The following is a 19,531-nucleotide window of genomic DNA, read 5'->3' on the forward strand; positions in this document are numbered from 1 at the left end:
CTGATCCAGAAACTGCCGCATTTCAAGATAGGTTCCAAAATCCGGTCCCACCTGCAGATGATACGGTCCAAAGTAGGCACCACTACTTCCGGCTGGTGTGCCGATGGTCTCGCCAACCGCCTTTGTATTCTTAATGACATAGAGGGTATTAAGCGGCAATATGGCACCGGTGTCCGAAAAAGCGCCCACACCGTCTACCGTAACAAGCTTAAACCCGCTGGTTGAAGTCAAAACGGACGTCGCGTCGGTAATACTGTTGAATTTGATGCCAACGCGAAACTGTCGATCCGGGCTTGCTTCCACAGCATAGGAAGGATCCGCATTAAAAGCCAACAGAACTGACAAAAGACATAAAGTCAACAGGATCCAAGCCGGCTTCGCGTTTAGTGTATTTTTTTTATAGGTCACGTTAACCTCACCTCATTCCTCAAGACTGATCTCCAGTTGATTAAAAGGAACCTCTGCCGCAATCTGTCCCTTTGGATCCAGATTGAGATAACGGTAACCGTTTCGCGTAATCACGCGGCCTCTTGGCGTTCGGTTGATAAAACCAAGCTGCAGCAGAAATGGCTCAATGACGTCTTCAATGGTGCCCTGCTCTTCACCGGTAGCCGCTGCCAGGGTACTAACCCCAACCGGTCCGCCGTCAAATTTTTCAGCAATGGCGTAAAGAAGTCTGCGGTCAGCTTTGTCGAGACCGGAATCATCAATATCCAGCATTTTTAATGCATAGCGCGCGACGTCTATATCGATGGTGTCGCTGCCGCCCACCTGAGCAAAGTCTCTGACCCGTCTCAGTATGCGGTTGACAATCCGTGGTGTGCCGCGGCTTCTTCTGGCGATTTCCCACGCAGCATCGTCGTGAATCCCGATCCCAAGGATGTCGGCGGAGCGACGCACGATGAGGTGCAGCTCACGTTCACTGTAGAGATCAAGCTGCAGCATGACGCCAAAGCGGTCTCTCAGCGGCGACGTCAAAAGTCCTGCTCTGGTGGTGGCGCCAACCAATGTAAAGCGTGGGAGCTGAAGTCTGATGGACCTGGCTTCAGAGCCTTTGCCTATGATAATATCGAGGGCATAGTCCTCCATAGCCGGATAGAGGACTTCCTCCACCGCACGGCTGAGACGGTGGATCTCATCAATAAAAAGGACATCTTTGTCCCTCAATGTGTTTAGGATGGCTGCCAGGTCTCCGGGCCGCTCGATCGCAGGGCCTGAAGTGATGCGGATATTCACACCCAGCTCATTGGCAATGATGTTGGACAGTGTCGTCTTGCCAAGTCCTGGCGGTCCATAGAGAAGGACGTGATCCAGTGCTTCAGCGCGGAATTTGGCAGCCTCAATGAAGACACCCAGTTTCTCCTTGTTGCGCTCCTGTCCAATGTATTCCTTGAGATTTTTCGGTCGAAGACTGCCTTCCTGCAGAACGTCTTCTTCTATAAGATCCGGCGTAATAAAGCGGTCAAATCCTGAGTCCAAGGGCAGTGCCTCCTTTCACTATTGCGTGTCTGCCTCAGCGGTCCTGCAAAAGCTATAAATAATGAGATTAGAGAACCGCCATCAGACCAAGGGCCTGACGGATGACGTCCTCCACGGTGAGGTCCCGGCTGTCGATGCGCGAGATGATCTTTTCGACGTCGGATTTCCTGTAACCCAGGGCTATCATGGCTTCTATGGCATCAGAAACGACGCCGACGTTTTTAGGCATAGAAAAACCGTCTGCCTCCGGCAGCGCGGACAGTGTTTTGGAGAATTTGTCTCTCAGCTCCAGTACAATGCGCTGGGCTGTTTTTTTCCCGACGCCAGGTGCTTTCATAAGACCATCGGCATCTCCCAAGATAATCATGCGGGTGAGCTCTAGGTAATGAATGCCCGACAGGGCTCCAATGGCAACCTTAGCACCTATACCTGACACGGTGGTGAGCAGTCGGAAAACCTTCAGCTCGTCCTCAGTAGAGAAGCCCACCAGGGTCATGCTGTCCTCGCGGACGATCAGGGAGGTGAAGAAGGTGACCGTCTCCCCCACTTTGCAGGCCATGGCGCTGGTCGCCGAGGTGGAGATGCTGTAGCCTATATTGCCGACTTCAAGAATGACGCGGTCGGGATGTAAAACGGCGACAACACCGCGAAAATATTCATACATGGGGCAGCCTCCTAAAATGGCGCAGTTGTGTCTCACAGACGGCAAACCGCGAATGAAGCGGTGCGGTGATACAGTTTAAACTAAACCAAAATAACTTGTTTAAGTCCTGCATCCAGCGCTATTTTTTCTAATTTTTCCATTTCTGTATGGTTTGGCATAGTTTTGCCTTTAAATTGGGCAACAACGCCATGGGGTCTGAATCGAATCAATTTGTAGCGGGTTTCTGGCGCATGAGCTGCAAGCACCTTGCTGACATAGGACACTGTATGGGTGTTGTCAAGCCACTCAGGAACAATGACTGTACGCACTTCGCAGAGGGTCCGATCCTGGACCATACGGTTCAGATTCTCAAGAACCCGCTGATTGTCCTCACCGGTAAGTTCCTTGTGTGCCTCTGGATTGACACTTTTAACATCCAGCATAAAGCCGTCGACCCAAGGTCTGATGCGCTCGTAAAAAGCCTGATCAAAGTCGCCGTTGGTGTCGATCAGGACGTTGAAATTCTCTTTTTTCAGAGCTTTGACCAGATCGAGGAGAAATTCGGGCTGCAGGGTGCACTCGCCGCCTGAAATTGTCACACCGGAAATAAACAGGCGGTATTTGAGTACCTCCTGAACGACGTCTTCAGGTGACCTGAGAGACACTTCATCTGTGCTCAGGACGCTGCCAAGGGCAATAGTCTCCGGATTATGGCAATAACCACACCTGAAGCTGCAGCCCTGGAGAAAGATGATGGTTCTGTTGCCAGGCCCATCCACTGAACTGAAGGGCAGGATCCTGCGGACATAGCCCATGAGGCTTAGGTTCTGTACTTGTTCACTCACTGCTTTTCTCCGCATTTCGGACAGAAGGCGTGGGATTTGTCGATTTCAGCGCCGCAGGATTTGCAGAATCTGAGGGGCTTGCCTTTTTTGACCGTTTTGAGATCCCAGTAGGTCAATTCTTCCGTAGGATTTTCCTCATAGGCCTGTCCTTTTTCTTTCTTCAGTTCAAAGACACTTTTGCAGGAAGGACACACGCAAAAGTAGTTTAAATTCCAGCGAACGGTTGGTATAAAAAAGACGTGAAAGGTGTTGTACCTCTTGATGACTTTTTTTGGCAGAGTACTGTTGCACTCCTTGCATTCCACCTGGCTGTCTCTGAGCAATTTATCCTTGCTTGTGATTCCGAATACGCCTATAAAAAACATGTCGTCATCTCCTAAAAGACATCATGTAACTGAGTCTTAGCAATCATTTACCATTATAGCATATTTGTTCGCTTCTGTGAGGGATAAGTTGTGGCGGACGCCAAGAGGGGAACTCAAGTTGTAGATGAGTTCCCCTCGTTTGTCAATTAGTTGAGTTTTTTGATTTCTACGGGTTTTAGCACCTCATCAACCATCGGCACAAACAGGGAAAGGTAAATGCGATCAACCTCTGACGTTTCAGGTACCCCAATGTTGAAAGCTGCGCCTTCCTCCGTTTGCCACATTCCCATGGAACTTTCGGATGGATCCGGTTCCATTCGAAGGGCCCCATATTCATGCCCGCCATAATCAGGGTTTTCATCGAACATACCAGGCCTTAGAAATTCATAAGTGATCCATGGCTTCTCAGATTCTTTGCCAGACATATCGCTGAGTGCCGAGACCTCGCGTCCCTTATACACAATAATCTCGCTCTGGTTCGGAAGCTCTGAATGAATGGTTTCACTTGAAACGTCAAAATACACCGTACTTAAAACATTAGATTGCCATGCGGTTCTCTGAGGATCTATCCCAATAAACATTTTTCCGTCCAGTTCAAAGCGGCTGATGCTGGCTTTGAATTCCATAGTTTGAGCTTCAACCTCAGCCTCTGAATTCAATCTCCCCATACTGTCAAAATAAATTTTATCACCATTCTGGTCCATGAGATATAGGCCAATATTTAAATCCTTAACACCTTCTGCCGGCAGCAGCCTTGCTTTGACGCTGGCATTGATGACGCCTACGTTGATTTCCTCAATATCAAGCATGCCATAATCAGCTATCACCAGCGGCTGGTTCAATTCGTATTGAACAGATTCACGGGATAATGACGCATCAAGGGAGACAGGAAAGCGAAATACTTTATTGTCCATGGTAAATGCCAAGGTAAATTGAGTTGGGATTTCATGTCCGTAGGCTCTGATTTCAGAAAGTCGAACCTCTTCCCCCATACCCGAAAATTCAATACCGATAGCAGCTTTGAAATCCGGAATCTCCAGGGACAGTTCGACAAATTCCTCAGCATGATCACCCGTAATCGAATAATACACAGCCAGGGTCTGCTGATCAGCGACCACGCCATTGAGCGTGATTTCTGTATTGTCAATTTTAATAGCTGCGTTGATAGGCTGATAGCGGTCATGCTCAATAGCAGATTTTAGTCCCGGTTTGCCGACCAGATATTCTACCCACTGCCCGACGAGTGGCCATTTCATCATGTTTTCAGCCAGGGATGGATTAAATTTCGCGCCAATCATGAGGCCGCCAATCCCAATGATCAAGCTTGCCGCCACAGTCAAAGTTCCTCTCATAATAGTTTTCGTGATTTTCGACCTGTTAACAACCGTGTTATGCAGGTCTGCGGCTGTGCCTATTGACCCCGCCTGTCCATCAAATGGATCTTGCAGGTCTGACCCCGTCTGTCGTCTCCCCAGGTCTGACCCCGCCTGTTGGCCACCCAGGTCTGCGGCTGTGCCTATCGACCCCAGTGGTTCAATCATAAGCTGAAGGGTTTCTTCTGCCCACGAGTCCGAATGATCAGGGAGCGACTGTTCTCTGAGCACTTTTTCAATTTTTTTATCAAGAAGCCGTTCATCCATGACTTAGACCTCCCTTCCTGACACTTTTATGGGATTAGCTGTCGAAAACTCCTGTGCAGCCAAATTTTTTCTAAGCTTCTCCCGACCCCTGAACAGCCGGCTTTTCACGGTCGATATCTCTAACTCAAGCACTTCCGAGATCTTTTTTAAATCACATTCAAGAAAATAGTACATAATTAGCGGGATCCGGTAATGATCAGACAACTGACAAAGGGCACTTTCAATCACTGCCCTTTCCTCTTCCCGCATTAAGACCTCGAGTGGCTCAGGATCCGGGTCAGCGGCAAATTCAATTTTTAATGCCTGAGCGCTATCCTCTGCGTACTGTGGCTCGACCACATTTAGCCATCGCTTTTCCTTGGCATATTGATCTCTATATAAATTGAGACAAATGGTATAGAGCCAGTTGGCCGCGGCCTTCTCCTCACTGATTCCGCTTGGAGACAAGAGTGCCAAATGCTCCGGCAGGATCAGGCGTTCCATGGCCTTAAGAAAGGTTTGCTGATAAAGGTCCTTTGAAGCCTCAACTTCAGCGGTTAATTTATAGCTTAATTTTCGAATCATCACGTCATGTGTCTTTACAAACACAGTGAGTGAAGCCTTGAGTACCTCATTAGATTCCGACACCCCACGTTGGCTGGGTGTGTCAGTTTTCAGCCATCCCACAAAAAAGCCTCCTTACTTCCAATTTGAATTGGGTCAATAGGCCCCAGCCGCACGAACAGAAATAATCTTTGTACCGGAGCTTGCGATATCAGTTCTCATTTCACTTTCCTCTATCATACCTAAACGCACGCAAGTTAGAAAGGTTTCAAAAAAAACGAAAAGGCAGATCACAAGCAGTTCATAACCCAACCACTTGCTTTCTGCCTTATGAATTTGATTTTATGGCTTTTTTCCAAACGCTACAGCAATCCATCCCTCATGCGAACGCGCCGCTCCAATACATGCTGGTTGTCCACAGCGCCTTTCCCCAAAGCCACCGTATCCTGCAGCACCGCTTCTCCCCGTCTCAGCTTCTCAATTTCCGAGCGTTTGACCAAATAGCCGGTGATCCGGATTACATCCGCATCTGAGGCATAAGAGGAAAAATAGCGCATCCCGGCGTCAAAGGCGCCTTTGACAATGTCGACCACCACTTGCGGATTGGATTTCACAGTCTCATCAAAACTGAAAATGTCACCAATGCCGGATGGAAAATACTTGTGATAGCGGGCCGCCTGAAGTAAATGCTCGTGAATTGGCGGTTCGTCACCAATTGGAATTCTGCAGCCCGGGCTGGTGCCGGCATCAGAATCAATGCCCACCTGGGCGTGGAGCAGATAATGGCCGCCCGTCGCCAGATGCGGATTGAAATGCCCATTCACAACAGCTTGCATGCCCTCAATGATGCGCACCCCAAGATCATCCGCTTCCTGACTGTGCCCAAAGCGTCCGCTGCGGCCATCCAATTTCATGAGATGGTTGACAGCTTCTGCAAGTCCCACTTCACCCAGCATTGCAGTAAACCTCGCAGGATCAATCAGACCCTCACGAACCAGGAAACTCGATTCGAAGAAATGGCTTTCCTCCACCAAAAATCGAATGCGTTCATCCATGTAATCCATGGCGAGCTGAATCGCTTCAGGAAGCAGGCGCTCGATATAGTCCGCAGAATTCACTGCCTCATAAGACAATTTGTCGAGCTTAAGCCGCGACAAAGTGTAGCTGCCGCCCCCAATAGGCAGGCCGTTGTAACAGCTGACAATGGCGTAACCATCGGCAAAATCCTCGAACTCTTTAGAGAACATGGCGTGGTTGGCAAAACTCGGTTTTGCGGTGATCAGTGATGTGGCAGCCGCATCCCGCAGGAAATCCTCAGTCGACGCTGGACTCACCTTCAGGGTGATATTCGGGATCGCGTCCTGGAGCTCTCGCTCCGCCCTCAGAATCAAAGTCCCAGCTCGAGTCGGCTCAGGGCCGAGGTTCGCATGGCAAAAAGAATCCGTAATAGTCCGGTCAATGTGCTTCAGGAACAGCTTGATCGTCTTAAAAGCCCCCTCCTCATCTTCAACAAAAGGCTCCAGAAGTGTATCCAAGCTGCCAATATACACCGGAAAAGTCGAAATGGACGGGATATGCTTGTACAGGATCAGCAGCGCGTGAACGGCCTCCTCAAGATCCTGAGGCGGATCGATTTCCAGAAATTTGCTGCCCTGCTTCATAAACTTTTCAAAATTGACTACAACATAGCGCGGCCTGTAAGGCGCGTGCCCCTCAAACAGGTCACACAAAATATCACGGTCCCTCAAAGACTGAACCGCTGCCGGAATGTTCAGCACCTCGATTGAATCCTCCGCCGCCCTGGCCAGTGAAATCACCTTTTGCTCATAGGTCAGCACAGGATCTTGAATAATGGACAAAACATTACTCATTGTTGTCACCCTTTCGTTATAAAACACGCTGAAAATGCGTTGATCAGTTCACTGTGACTATCTTTGCTTCTATTTTAGAACAAAGCCAGGCCCGAATCAACGCCCACGAATGACATAGCGCAAACTTCGGGACATTTGTCTCTTTAAAGAATTTTTGCCGATGGTCACTTAACCCACTCCAACCAGACACTAACATGTAAATATAAAAAACACCCCGGTTTCTTCTGAAAGATTCCGGGGTGTTTCAAACTCATTTTAGTCAACAATGACTTTGACCTTATGTAGAACTTTTTATCCTAATCGTTCAAAGTCTACGCTGTTTTCTCGAAGCCAGGAAGTTTCTCCATAGTGATGCCCGTGAAGCCGTAGAAGATTGATACGAGCGGATTGATAATGTTCAGGAAGCAGTAAGGCAGGTAGACCAACGTCGCAACGCCGAGTGTGCCTGACATGAACAGACCACAGGAGTTCCAAGGAACCAGAGGCGAAGTCAGCGTGCCGGCATCTTCGAGAACGCGGGAAAGGTTTTTCGGATGGAGACCGCGGTCTTCGTAGATTTGTCTGTACATACGGCCTGGGATAACGATAGCAAGGTATTGGTCACCAGCCATCATGTTCATGGCAATGATCGTGATGATCGTTGCGAGAACGAGGCTGCCAGTGCCATGAGCAAGTTTCATGATGGAAGATGCAATAGCTTCCAGCATTCCGGATTTCTCCATAACGCCGCCAAAGCTCATAGCGCAGAGAATCAGGGAAACCGTCCACATCATGCTGTCGAGACCGCCGCGGGAAAGCAGGTCATCAATAACCGTGACGCCAGTGTCAGAAGCGTAACCATAATGGGTTGCTTCGACGATTGCAGTCATGTCAGCACCTTGGAAGAGGAACGCGAACAGCGCGCCAAGAATAGTGCCGCCGATCAAGCCAGGCATAGCCGGAACTTTAAAGATAACCATTGCGATAACGAGAATTGGCGCAAGGAGCAGAATCAACGAAATGTTGAAGTTTGCTTCAAGACCATTCAGAATTTCATTGATAGCTGCAGTATCAATTTCGTTTCCGGCAAATCTCATACCAATAATACCGTAGAGAATCAGGGAAATGATCAGTGATGGACCGGTCGTATAGATCATGTGCCGGATGTGTTCAAACAGCGTGGAACCCGCCATAGCTGGCGCAAGGTTCGTCGTATCTGAAAGCGGAGACATTTTGTCGCCAAAGTAGGCGCCGGAAATGATTGAACCGGCTACAATACCAGGGTTCATGCCAAGGCCGATCCCTACGCCGACAAGCGCGATGCCAACTGTACCGGCAGTCGTCCAGGAGCTTCCTGTTGCAAGGGAAACGATACAGCAGAGCAGGCAGGTTGCGACGAGGAAGATGCTAGGAGACAGAAGCTTAAGACCATAGTAGATCATGGTTGGTACGATGCCGCCGAGAATCCAGGTACCAATGATCATACCGATGATCATCAGGATCAGAATAGCCTGCATAGCCATTTTGATGGTGTCGACAATCCCATCCTCAAGCTCTTTCCAGGTATAGCCGAGTCCGACAATTGCGACGATAGCCGCGACGACTGCTGCGAAGAGAATTGGAAGGTGTGGATCCCCGCCCCAGAACTGCATGGTGACGATCAGTGCCACGATAATGAATGCCATAGGAATGAGTGCGTGACCAAGCGTGGCTTTTTTCTTCATCTTTGTTTCCATTGATGAATTCCTCCTTTGCATAAGATAGCTCATTATACATAAGAGGTTACAAAAAAATTCAAAAACGTTCACAAAAGGATAACAAAAATGTCACAAATAATTTAGAATGATCTAAAAATTGTGTATCTCAGTCAGAAAATTACGTCAAGAGGTCTCTAAAACCATCAGGATCAAATTGTCAATAAACTTGCGCACGGAGATCTTGCCGCCGCTCTCGCGCTTGCCGCGAATGAAATCCATCTCTGCTTTGACATTTTCAAAGTCATACAGTGTGCTGGAAAAACGTATAAAGTTTTCGTTCATGTAGTCCTCAATTCCCAAATTTGCCAAATTGATCAGACCCCGGTTAATCGCTCGCCGCAGCCGCTGCTCCATGGCTTTGGGATTGTCACAGAGTTCGTCGCAGATATCCCTGACCTTAAAATCAAATGTTTTAAGATTGTTCTCCAGCATATAAGAACAGATCTGAATCAGATCCTCCCCGCCTTTTTCACCCATGATGCCGAGCTTCGAAAAAATCATTTTGATTTTTTTTACCTGGTCAGACATCTGATCCGGCACTTTGATTGAAGCATGTTTGTCACCTTTATTAAACATACCCTCTATCATCTTGAATGTACGCTCCATCTCCAGCTTCTCTTTGATGTTGCCCAGCACATTTCTGATTTCAATCTGGTTGACGGGTTTGCTGATAAAAAATTCAACCCCGCAGTCGTAAGCCTTCGAAATGATATTCTTGCTTGAAACTTGAGACAGCATGACGAATCTAGTGTCCGGAAGACCATCCTTCAAAGCTTTGACCAGTGCGCAGCCATCCATGTTGGGCATCAGCATATCCACGACAACTATGGAAGGCTTCAGATTCGGAATCTGAACTAAAGCTTTTTCGGAGTCCTTGGCCATGCCAACCACATCACCAAGATCAAACTCTTCAATGATATTTTCGAGCACTCTTAAAACAGATGAGTCATCATCCACCAAATAAAATGTCATGGGGTTACCTCTCCTCTAGGGCTAATTTGTCGAGTACAGCGACTATTTCCGTACCGGAACCTAAGATGGACTTGACTTTAATGTGTCCATTAAAGGTGGTTTCTACAATATCTTTGACGAGGGTCAGTCCTAATCCGCGATAAATATCACCGGTGCTTGGATTGAACTTTGTAGAGTAACCGGCTTCAAAGATAGCCTCAACATCTTTATCTTTAATGCCGGGTCCATTGTCTCTGACTGTCAATATCAAATGCTCAAAGTCCTCTGTCAAAATAACAGAGATGGTGCCTTCTTTCCTTGAATCACGGATGGCCTCTATGCTGTTGGAAATCAGGTTTCTGATGACAGAGACAAAGAGTAAATGCTCACTGACGACGTGGTCAGAATTCAGCAGATCCACCATGTTAAGCTCAATCTTGGCATTGACGCTTTCGTTTTTAAAAAATTTGACTACAATCTCCAGGAGTTCCCTGACTTTAAAAGCGCCATAAGGGTTTTGTGTGACGCCAATCTTATCTATACCTTCAATGACCTTGGAATAGTTTTTCTTGATTTCATGAACATCTTTTGCGATTTTTAAGGACAATTGACGTGATTTGGGGTCTGAATCATCCGCGAGCTGTTCATAAAGTGTGTAAGCCTCCCCCATAACCTGCTCAATATATTCCATGTTGTTCTGCATAAAATAGATTTCACTTTTCAAATCACTCAGAACAGTGTACATACTCTTGTAACGCTCATATTTTTCATCCTTCATCAGGATGATGTTGTAATATTTCAAAACGAAAACAAGTGCCGTCGCCAAAGCTGTCCTAATAAAGGCAACAGTGATCAGGGTGTCGACGAGCCGGATCTTTTCCCCTACCAGAGGGCCAATCCGGACCACAAGTTCAAATAGGTTGGAGGCAAAATCAGCGATACAAATAGCCAGGATCCAGCGCGACAGCGTCTTTTCCTTGGCGAGATAGACGATAAAATAGTAAATGAAACCATAAGACATATCAAATACAAATATAGGAAAGTCAGCCATTGCTGCCGCCATAAAACTCCCAAACACGCCAATTCCAATGATCCCCCGAAAAAGCAGTCCGAACAGTCCTATTCCAAACGAGGTAATGATGGGATTCAACGTCGGATTGAAATAATAATAGACTGGGAGAATGATGACGGACATTGATATTCTGAAACCATTCAGGTCATAACCTATGTAAATTTGGGATGTTATAGCGTCCAGCAAAGCTATAATTGAAATTTTTACAATCAGGGTTCTCAGGTGTCTCATTATTCACATCCTTGCGTTCTGGCATTTCACAATGATTACTCATCATTATACCAAATCCAACCTGAAACTGAAATGAAATTGAATTTAAGCAAAAGGTACAAGGCGTCGAAGATAAAAAAGGAGATGCAAAGTGCGGGTTCACTGGGCATAAGCCGCTGACACCGCCTTTCATCTCCTTTCTAACTCTTTTTAAGCCTCTTCAAATATAGGCTTTCCATCAATAAATGCCTTGATTCTCGCCAGAGAGTGGATCTCAACACCCAGACTGCTCACGTAGGCATTCCCTTCCTGGAAGGATTTTTCGATGACAATGCCGACACCGTAAACCTCGCCGCCGCCCTGGCGTACCAGTTCAATCAGGCCCGCCGCGGCACGTCCCTGAGCCAGAAAGTCATCCAGGATCAACACCCGGTCACCGGGATGAATAAACTTCTTGGACACTCGAACGCTGTAATTCCGCTTCTTCGTGAAACTGTAGACATTCGTCTCATAACTGTCCGGGTCAGCATTGACGGAATCAAATTTCTTCGCAAAAACCACAGGCACATTATCGAAATACTGCGCGGTAATAGCTGCTATGGCAATGCCTGAGGCTTCAATGGTCAGAATCTTGTTGATCCCCTTATCCTTAAAACGTTCGTAAAAGGCCTTGCCCACCTCATTTAACAAGCCAACGTCCACCTGGTGATTGAGGAAACGGTCTACCTTCAATATGTCCTTGCCTAAAACGTAACCATCCGTCAGGATGCGTTCTTTTAATAGATTCAAGTGAGCACCTCTTTCTAAACAGAGTTTTAACTATCTTAAAGGAATCTGCTGAAAAAGGCAAGCCTAACAGCATAAAAATTCTCACCGCTGCTCCAGTTACAATAATTACAACAGTTACAACAGTTGTAGAAGTACAACTGTCATACCAGTGACGCAAGATCCACCTGTTATGCCAGCAATTGACTCTCTTTTTCCTCAATATACTGATGGGTGTAGAGATGCCAGTAATGTCCCTTCAATTTCATCAGTGACTGATGAGTGCCATCTTCAATGATGCGGCCATCCTCTATGACTAAAATGCGGTCGCAGGCGCGAATGGTGGAAAGCCGGTGCGCAATGATAAAACTCGTCCTGTTCTCCAATACTTTCACCAGCGCATGCTGAATCAATTGCTCGGCTTCTGTGTCAATGGAACTCGTGGCCTCATCCAGTATAAAAATCGCTGGTTCAGCAATAACTGCCCTGGCAAAGGAAATCAATTGCTTCTGCCCGGTAGACAACATGGCGCCGCCTTCACCCACCTGAGTGTCATAACCTTGTGAAAGATGCGAAATAAAGGAGTCAGCACCCACCAGTGCAGCTGCCTTTCTGATCTCTTCCTCTGTTGCTTCCAGCCTCCCATAACGAATATTGTCGCGGATGGTCCCACTGAAAAGATGCGGTGTCTGTAGGACATAGCCAATTCCTTGATGCAGCCAAGACTGCGACCGCGCTTTCAACGGTACGCCATCCAGCAAAATTTCCCCGGAGTATGGCTCATAAAATCTGCAGATGAGGTTGACCAACGAACTCTTGCCGGAGCCCGTTGGGCCGACCAATGCGACAGAAGTGCCCGCTTCAACTTTCAAAGACAATCCATGAAAAATAGGCTCCTCTGGTTTATAGCTAAAATGGACGTCTTTAAACTCAATTGTGCCTTCAATAGCCTCAAAGCGCTCTTTATGCGGTGCCAGAACTGTGCCGTAGCGCGCTGTGACCTCTGGCGTGTCTTCGATCTCAGGCTGCTGATCCAAGAGCATGAAGATCCGCTCCGCGGATACCTGTGCCGATTGCATCTCTGAGAGGATCCGCGCCATTTCTCTGACTGGCTCAAAAAATTGGATCGAGTAATTGATAAACAAGACCAAAGTCCCGTAGGAGATGGCCCCGGCCATGACTTCCGCCCCGCCATATTGAATCGCCAGGACGGTGCCAATAGCTGCGATGTTGATGACCATAGGCTGATACAAAGCGCTATAGAAGGCGGATTTGATGCTCTGATCCCGCATGTCTCCGCTTAGAACCCTAAAGTCCGCCATGACTTTATCCTCTACCACCAAAGTCTTAGTGGTCCGTGCCCCGGTAATGCCTTCGTTGATGGCGCCGGTGATCCGGGAATTCAGCCGACGGACAACTCTTTGAAAGGCGACAATTTTGTTTTGAAAATACCAGCTGACGAGAATCAGAATTGGCATGACCGACAGGGTAATGAGAGCCAGTTTCAGATTCACTGCCAGCATGACAGCCATAATGCCCAGCATCATGGTCAGTCCCCAAACCATGTCCACCAAACCCCATGAGATAAATTCGCCCAGTTTGGTGACGTCTGACGTCAGCCTCGCGAGGATCCAGCCTGCCGCGTTCTGGTCAAAATAGCTCATTGAAAGCTGCTGCAGCTTTTCGAATCCCGCCTGACGGATATCATGTGAGAGGCCGGCTTCAACCACACCTGCTGTCTGGATAAACTTGTACACCACCAGAGCAATCAGCAGGACAATGCCGGCATAAACGGCAATGAACAGGTTCAGTCCCTCCAGCCTGCCTGGTGAAATGTAAGCGTCGATCAGGTGCTTGGTCAGGTAGGTCATCATGACATCCATAGCGCCCAGGAGCACCAGACAGAGAACGACCACCGTCAGCTGTTTCTTGTAATTTTTCATAAATGGCAGCAATCTGAACCAAAGCCGCCGGTCAATTTTTTTCCTGCCTGTTTCCTTTTGAATTGAATTTTCCATAAGTCACACCTCGAATTGTTCTGCGTTTAAGTCTGCGATTTTGCATTAAAGCCAGTGAGCTCCCGCGGAACAGTCCCTAACTTGCTTCTGCCTCTGCAATAGAATTCTGAATATCCCAAACCCGCTTGTAAAGCCCTTCCTGCTGAATCAAAGCCTCATGAGTGTCAAAGGCTGAAACTGCCCCGTCTTCAATGACCAGAATCCGGTCCGCCTCCATCAGCGTCGTAAGTCTGTGGGAAATCAAAAGAACAGTTGAATAAGCGCTGTTCGCCATCAAACCACCTCGGATCTGCCTGTCCGTTTCCGTGTCCACCGCACTCAGCGAGTCGTCGAAAATCATCACCGGCATGGGCTTCAGAAGCGTCCTGGCAATAGCGACGCGCTGTCTCTGACCGCCGGAAAGCGATACGCCTTTCTCACCCACCAAGGTCTCATAGCGGTGATCAAACTGCTCGATGTTGTGATGGATCGCCGAAATCTGCGCCGCCCTCACAATGTCTGCCTCGTTTGCCTCGCCTCGGATTGCGATATTCTCTCCAATAGTTCTGGCATAAAGAAAGGCTTCCTGAAGGACAAGTCCAATATTGCGTCTCAAATAACGTTTGGAAATACGGTTTAGCGGTATGCCATCCAGCAAAATTTCGCCTTCAGTTGGCTCGTAAAGCCGCGTCAGCAGATAGGCCAACGTCGACTTGCCCGAACCAGTAGGGCCTAGGATGCCGATGGTCTCCCCAGGTAAAATTTGAAAATCAATCCCCTTCAGAATTTCTTCACCCTTTGGATAAGTGAAACGCACACCCTTAAATTCAATGCCGCCTATTATCTCAGGCTCCAGGTCCTTCTGACCATCTGCTGAAACAGTCAAATCATCCTCTGTTTCCGCTTCCAGAATTTCATCAATCCTGACTACCGCGACCATGGTTTTTCCAAATTCGCTCAAAACTCTGCCGAGCTGACGGATCGGAAAAATGAGCATATTTTCATAAGTGATAAAAGCGACGACTGTCCCAAGGCTGATAGTGCCCTCTATTGCCCACTTTGCGCCAAAATACATAACGAGCGCTATCTGGAGCAGGCACACAAAATCTGACAGCGACCAGAAATAAGCAAAATTTAGAATCAGTTTGTAAACCTTCTCCTTTAAATCTTTATTGAACCCCGAAAATTTCTCGTGTTCAAATGGCTCTCTTCCTAAAGCTTTAATGACCTTTATCCCGCTTAAATTTTCCTGCAGCATAGACGTCATTTTTGCTTCGGCTTCATCCGCAATTTTGAATTTAGCCTTGACCCTGAAGAAAAACCAGATGGAAAACAGGATGACTATTGGGATCAGACTTAGGGCAATGAACGTCAATTTTGGATCAAGTGACCACATCAGCGCAGAGACGATCCCCACCATCAGTACAATGGACACAATTTCCACCACTTGAACAGCTAGAAACCTACGTATCGTTTCAACGTCTGAAGTAGCCCTCTGAATGAGGTCGCCGGTGTCGTGACTTGAAAAGAACTCGAATTTGACTTCATGCAAGTGCTGCATCACCCGGTCCTTGAGTCCCTTGGCAATGCGCTCAGACGCCGCGGCGCTGGCTATGCCTTTGATCAGTAAAAATGCTGCTCGAAGCAGAGAAGCGATCAGAATCAGAATTGCGACCCCAAACAGGGTGCCACCGGTCAGTCTCGTCATCAGATCAGCAGACCATGAGTCAGCCGCTGCACCACCAATGACTTGATCAATCGCGAATCTTATCATCAGGGGAATACTCATGGCAAACAGGGTCGTGAGCAGCACCGCCACCATGGCAACAGTATACACCAGAGTATTTCCTTGCATGTGATGTGTTAACTTTTTAAATTGATTGGAATGAGAATGGAACGACATATCGAAGATGTCCCCTTTCGATCTTTTGTCGAAAATCAAACTAAAAATCAGAAATTATTACATTAAAAAATGACGCAGATTCTCCTGCGTCACGAAATGTAATATTTTACCTGTAAACAGCGTAAAAATAGCCGCAGAAGAATCACCTGCGGCTATATAGACTGCATCTAACTGTCTACAAAATTATAACCACAGGCTGCCGGTATGAAGTTGAATTTAGCGCGATTACATTGTAATCATTAATTGTGATCATCATAGCTGCAACCTCCTTTTTAATATTTTGTAGTGCTTTTCACGAGGGGCATGTCCGCCTGTCGTGGACTACATCCCTATTATAGATCTAAATGTCTTGCTATACAAGAATTTTTTTATACCTCTTTGGCCTTCAAATAACTGGCTACCTGATCCGCACCGACTTCGCCCACCATCTCATTGATCAAACCCTCAGTCAAATTTGAAAGACTCAGCAGTGTCGTCACCAGCGCTTCCATATCCCCTACATTCTGGTAACGCTCAATCATTTCTTTTAAATAAGCCTTTTGTTCAGCAAAAATTGTTTCCGTTCTCTCATTCTGAAATTCAAAAAATCTGTCATCAATAATTACGCGCATGATTTACCTCTTCCTGAACCGGCTAAAAAAGCCTTTTTTTGCGGCACGTTCCTCAACCTGAAGCACAACATCTTCCATTTTGTTTTCAAGTTTGAGAAATTTGTCCTGCTCATTTTTTAATAAAATCTGGAAATTCCGGATTAATTCATCCTTGTTTTGCAGCTGATGGTCCTTGATCTCCAGTTGTTTCCTCAAATAGTCGATCTGCTCCTTCAAGGTATCGAAAACGAAGGACCATTCTTCAACGGACATATACCGCTCGCTATTCTGAGCGACATTCTTTTCGGCTGCAGTACCTTCGCTTTTCGCAGTCTCAGCCGCTTCCACACCAAAGCGTCGCTCCGCCTTATAAACCTGTTCTTCTTCTTGTTGTTGGTTACGATCCCAACCCCGTTCTTGAAACGTTTCCTGATTTCTATCCTGCTCCGCAGCACCAAAGACCTCTGCGGAAGCCCACTTGTACTCCGACACAGGTTGAGGCTCTGACGCTTCAGAAATGCTGTCTTCCTCGCTGCCTTCCTCACGAAGCTCCTTCAGCCAGCGATGTTCGTCCGTCCTAATGTCATCACCAGGCTTCATGTGGTGAAGGTCAGAATCCACAATTAATCGGTCTGACGGCTGCCTAGTCTCAGGATCGGGCTTCAAGTCTTCTAACGGGCTGAGCGCTTCTTCTTCTTCTTCTTCTTCTTCTTCTGCTGCTGCTGCTGCTTTCTGAGGAGTCCAAGGGCTTTCTCCCTCTGATGCTGTGCTGTCCTCTGCTATTTCAGGTTTTTCCTCCGGCTCCGCTTCAGATTCCGACACTTCGTGAAAAGAAGTCACATATTGAAAATGACTGAATCTCTCACGATTTCTTCTGACGGGAGGATAGTCTGACGGCTGAGCTTCAGAGGTTTGCTCATTGTCTTCCCAAGTCGGCTTCAAATCAGGGCTGTTGTGATTGTATTCCGCTGGCAGGAATCCAGAAGGATCTCTCATTGCAGGCAAAACCATTTTAGGCTGATCAATAGTATTTGTCAACTGTTCAGAGGCATCAAAATGCTCCTGAATGACATCAGGCTCAACTTCCGGTTCTGGTTCGACTGCAGAATCCGGAGCTGTTTCCTTCACCTCTTCATTCAGTGTCTCTACATCAATTATTAGCGAATCAGCTGAGTTATTCTCAATATTTACCGCTTGTTCTGGTTCTTGCTCAGCCTCTGATGACTTGACATCCTCAATTTCAGAATGGATTTCAGGTTCTTTCGACATATCGGCAAAACCGTTAAATTCTTCATTAGATGAACCGGCTTCGCCAGAATTGACTTCGTCACAATTCGAATCATCAATTTGGTTGTCCTCAAGATGATCTTCAGCAAGAATGTCTTCATCAAGAGTGTCTACATCAAGACTGCCATCATCAAGACTGTCTTCCTCAAGTTTCTCTTCCTCAAGACTGCCTTTCTCAACACTCACTTCTTCAACACTCACTTCTTCAACACTCACTTCTTCAACACCGTCTTCCTCAAGATCATCTTCATCAAAATCATCTTGCTCGAGATAATCCTCAGCGTATTCCTCATTTAAAATCTCAATCAATCTTGATTTTAAATTATGTGGTCGAATTTCCCCCATATCGCTGTAATTCTCATTTAAGATTCGGATCAGGCGCTCCTGAAAATCCTCATGATCGACATCAAGTTTGAAAACTTTCTCCAGAGCTGGAGTGTCTTGAGTCTCCTTCTCAGAGGCCTTCAGCTCGGCAGCAGTCTGTTTACCTTGTACAGCTTGAAACTGTTCCGTATCAGACCGCATAGCAGCTTCCTCCCCATTAAAAATTAAACTTTCCATCTCAGATCCCTGCAGATCATCTGAAGCATGTACTTCAGGCGGCTTAGACGGTGTTTCATCAAATTGGGTCACTACCACAGCTGTGTGTTGCGTCAAAGCCTCAACCTTTGCCAGAAGCTCCAGCATTTTTTGATGGCGCTGACTTTTGAATATGTCAATTTGTTCAGGTGGCACATCGTCTTTGGGTTCGCGGAACAGGATCGCCTTGAGTTCTACATCCGATGGCATATTATCAGGGACTTCAATCTCATTGTTGTTCCAATCAATGCTAAGGCTTGACTGGGATTGCTCAGGAGTCCCAAGAGTCTCGATCAGCGGTTCCATTTTCTTAATGACTTCCTCTACTTGTTCAGGAGGTGTCGGTTTTAGATCAATCCGCAAAGAAGCATTGTTCTTAAGCCTGAATCTGCCAAGCAAGTCATCTTCAGCAAACTTTTTTCTCATAGTGACACCTCCTGTCTTTTCTGTCAGTCAATCTTCTTTGCTAAAATTCAACTATTTCATAATTTTCTTCGACAAATCGAGACAAGGCATAAAACAAATCAGACAATCGATTAACATATTTCAAAAGCTCATCGCTTATTTCTCCGTGTTTATAAAGAGGTACCATGAGTCTCTCTGCCCGTCTGCAGACAGTCCGGCAAATGTGAAGATGCGCGCTGGCTTTATTATCTCCCGGAATGATGAAATAACTGGGCGTCTCAAAAGTTTTTAAATAATCGTCAATGGTGTCCTCAAGAAAATCCACATCCTCTTGCTGAATGGTCGTCTTTAGAATACTCAGATCCACAGTGGCGAGTTCAGCGCCAACATCAAACAGCTTCCTCTGGATCTCATGAAGCAGACTCGTGGTCTTTGCATCCGTAATATAATGCTTGGCAAGACCTATAAAACTATTCAGCTCATCGATCGTACCATAGGCTTCAACACGGGGCTCATCTTTATAGACATTAGTCGTATCATACAGATTGGTTTTTCCGCCGTCACCTGTACGCGTATAAACCACCATTTCTTCCGGTGTTCTATGATCTTCCTTCATGTTATCTCCACCTCCGTGGTCACCTTTAGTTTCT

Annotated in this window: 17 protein-coding genes; all 17 read right to left on the bottom strand. The window is 46.9% G+C overall.

Going from position 1 to position 19,531, the window contains the following annotated elements:
• Positions 1-408: hypothetical protein (locus OEL90_RS07295; protein WP_300687691.1), on the bottom strand; the 408-nt coding region annotated here is incomplete at its 3' end.
• Between the two features lie 12 nt (positions 409-420).
• Positions 421-1,479: a Holliday junction branch migration DNA helicase RuvB gene (gene ruvB, locus OEL90_RS07300; protein ID WP_291404141.1), complete on the bottom strand. Its 1,059-nt coding sequence runs from the start codon at positions 1,477-1,479 to the stop codon at positions 421-423.
• A 67-nt stretch (positions 1,480-1,546) separates the two neighbouring features.
• A complete protein-coding gene (gene ruvA, locus OEL90_RS07305; protein WP_291404143.1) occupies positions 1,547-2,143 on the bottom strand; it encodes a Holliday junction branch migration protein RuvA in 597 nt (198 codons plus the stop codon).
• Between the two features lie 80 nt (positions 2,144-2,223).
• A complete protein-coding gene (locus tag OEL90_RS07310) occupies positions 2,224-2,967 on the bottom strand; it encodes a radical SAM protein (protein ID WP_300687692.1) in 744 nt (247 codons plus the stop codon).
• Positions 2,964-3,332: a zinc ribbon domain-containing protein gene (locus OEL90_RS07315; RefSeq protein WP_291404147.1), complete on the bottom strand. Its 369-nt coding sequence runs from the start codon at positions 3,330-3,332 to the stop codon at positions 2,964-2,966. The genes OEL90_RS07310 and OEL90_RS07315 overlap by 4 nt, the downstream gene beginning before the upstream one ends.
• A gap of 146 nt (positions 3,333-3,478) precedes the next feature.
• A complete protein-coding gene (locus OEL90_RS07320; protein ID WP_300687694.1) occupies positions 3,479-4,972 on the bottom strand; it encodes a DUF4179 domain-containing protein in 1,494 nt (497 codons plus the stop codon).
• A 3-nt stretch (positions 4,973-4,975) separates the two neighbouring features.
• Positions 4,976-5,638, bottom strand: a complete 663-nt coding sequence (locus OEL90_RS07325; RefSeq protein ID WP_291404151.1) for an RNA polymerase sigma factor — start codon at positions 5,636-5,638, stop codon at positions 4,976-4,978.
• 239 nt (positions 5,639-5,877) lie between these two features.
• Entirely contained in the window at positions 5,878-7,386 is a 1,509-nt protein-coding gene (locus tag OEL90_RS07330) for a YjjI family glycine radical enzyme (RefSeq protein ID WP_291404153.1), read from the bottom strand.
• Between the two features lie 311 nt (positions 7,387-7,697).
• Positions 7,698-9,101, bottom strand: coding sequence for a Na+/H+ antiporter NhaC (nhaC, locus tag OEL90_RS07335; protein WP_291404155.1), 1,404 nt, complete (start codon positions 9,099-9,101; stop codon positions 7,698-7,700).
• Between the two features lie 144 nt (positions 9,102-9,245).
• Positions 9,246-10,094 carry a response regulator gene (locus OEL90_RS07340; RefSeq protein WP_300687695.1) on the bottom strand — a complete coding sequence of 283 codons (849 nt, stop codon included), beginning with the start codon at positions 10,092-10,094 and terminating at the stop codon, positions 9,246-9,248.
• Between the two features lie 4 nt (positions 10,095-10,098).
• The gene (locus OEL90_RS07345; protein WP_291404159.1) at positions 10,099-11,376 is read right to left on the bottom strand and encodes a sensor histidine kinase; all 1,278 of its coding nucleotides are present in this window, start codon (positions 11,374-11,376) and stop codon (positions 10,099-10,101) included.
• 189 nt (positions 11,377-11,565) lie between these two features.
• Positions 11,566-12,144: a xanthine phosphoribosyltransferase gene (locus OEL90_RS07350; RefSeq protein ID WP_291404161.1), complete on the bottom strand. Its 579-nt coding sequence runs from the start codon at positions 12,142-12,144 to the stop codon at positions 11,566-11,568.
• Between the two features lie 167 nt (positions 12,145-12,311).
• Positions 12,312-14,138 (bottom strand): ABC transporter ATP-binding protein, encoded by a 1,827-nt coding sequence (locus OEL90_RS07355; RefSeq protein ID WP_300687698.1) that lies wholly within the window; start codon positions 14,136-14,138, stop codon positions 12,312-12,314.
• Between the two features lie 76 nt (positions 14,139-14,214).
• Positions 14,215-15,954: an ABC transporter ATP-binding protein gene (locus OEL90_RS07360; RefSeq protein ID WP_300687699.1), complete on the bottom strand. Its 1,740-nt coding sequence runs from the start codon at positions 15,952-15,954 to the stop codon at positions 14,215-14,217.
• Positions 15,955-16,388: 434 nt separating this feature from the next.
• Positions 16,389-16,631 (bottom strand): hypothetical protein, encoded by a 243-nt coding sequence (locus tag OEL90_RS07365; RefSeq protein WP_291404167.1) that lies wholly within the window; start codon positions 16,629-16,631, stop codon positions 16,389-16,391.
• A 3-nt stretch (positions 16,632-16,634) separates the two neighbouring features.
• Positions 16,635-18,902, bottom strand: coding sequence for a hypothetical protein (locus OEL90_RS07370; protein WP_300687701.1), 2,268 nt, complete (start codon positions 18,900-18,902; stop codon positions 16,635-16,637).
• 40 nt (positions 18,903-18,942) lie between these two features.
• Positions 18,943-19,497 (bottom strand): cob(I)yrinic acid a,c-diamide adenosyltransferase, encoded by a 555-nt coding sequence (locus OEL90_RS07375; RefSeq protein WP_291404171.1) that lies wholly within the window; start codon positions 19,495-19,497, stop codon positions 18,943-18,945.
• Positions 19,498-19,531 lie beyond the last annotated feature (34 nt).

Origin of the sequence: Acidaminobacter sp., assembly GCF_030247605.1 — a bacterium.
Classification (GTDB): Bacteria; Bacillota; Clostridia; order Peptostreptococcales; family Acidaminobacteraceae; genus Acidaminobacter.

Bases quoted from the DNA above. Each gene is read 5' to 3' on its own strand.
- ruvA (WP_291404143.1), bottom strand. From the start codon at position 2,143: ATGTATGAATATTTTCGCGGTGTTGTCGCCGTTTTACATCCCGACCGC.
- OEL90_RS07315 (WP_291404147.1), bottom strand. From the start codon at position 3,332: ATGTTTTTTATAGGCGTATTCGGAATCACAAGCAAGGATAAATTGCTC.
- OEL90_RS07320 (WP_300687694.1), bottom strand. From the start codon at position 4,972: ATGGATGAACGGCTTCTTGATAAAAAAATTGAAAAAGTGCTCAGAGAA.
- OEL90_RS07330 (WP_291404153.1), bottom strand. From the start codon at position 7,386: ATGAGTAATGTTTTGTCCATTATTCAAGATCCTGTGCTGACCTATGAG.
- nhaC (WP_291404155.1), bottom strand. From the start codon at position 9,101: ATGGAAACAAAGATGAAGAAAAAAGCCACGCTTGGTCACGCACTCATT.
- OEL90_RS07340 (WP_300687695.1), bottom strand. From the start codon at position 10,094: ATGACATTTTATTTGGTGGATGATGACTCATCTGTTTTAAGAGTGCTC.
- OEL90_RS07345 (WP_291404159.1), bottom strand. From the start codon at position 11,376: ATGAGACACCTGAGAACCCTGATTGTAAAAATTTCAATTATAGCTTTG.
- OEL90_RS07355 (WP_300687698.1), bottom strand. From the start codon at position 14,138: ATGGAAAATTCAATTCAAAAGGAAACAGGCAGGAAAAAAATTGACCGG.
- OEL90_RS07365 (WP_291404167.1), bottom strand. From the start codon at position 16,631: ATGCGCGTAATTATTGATGACAGATTTTTTGAATTTCAGAATGAGAGA.
- OEL90_RS07370 (WP_300687701.1), bottom strand. From the start codon at position 18,902: ATGAGAAAAAAGTTTGCTGAAGATGACTTGCTTGGCAGATTCAGGCTT.
- OEL90_RS07375 (WP_291404171.1), bottom strand. From the start codon at position 19,497: ATGAAGGAAGATCATAGAACACCGGAAGAAATGGTGGTTTATACGCGT.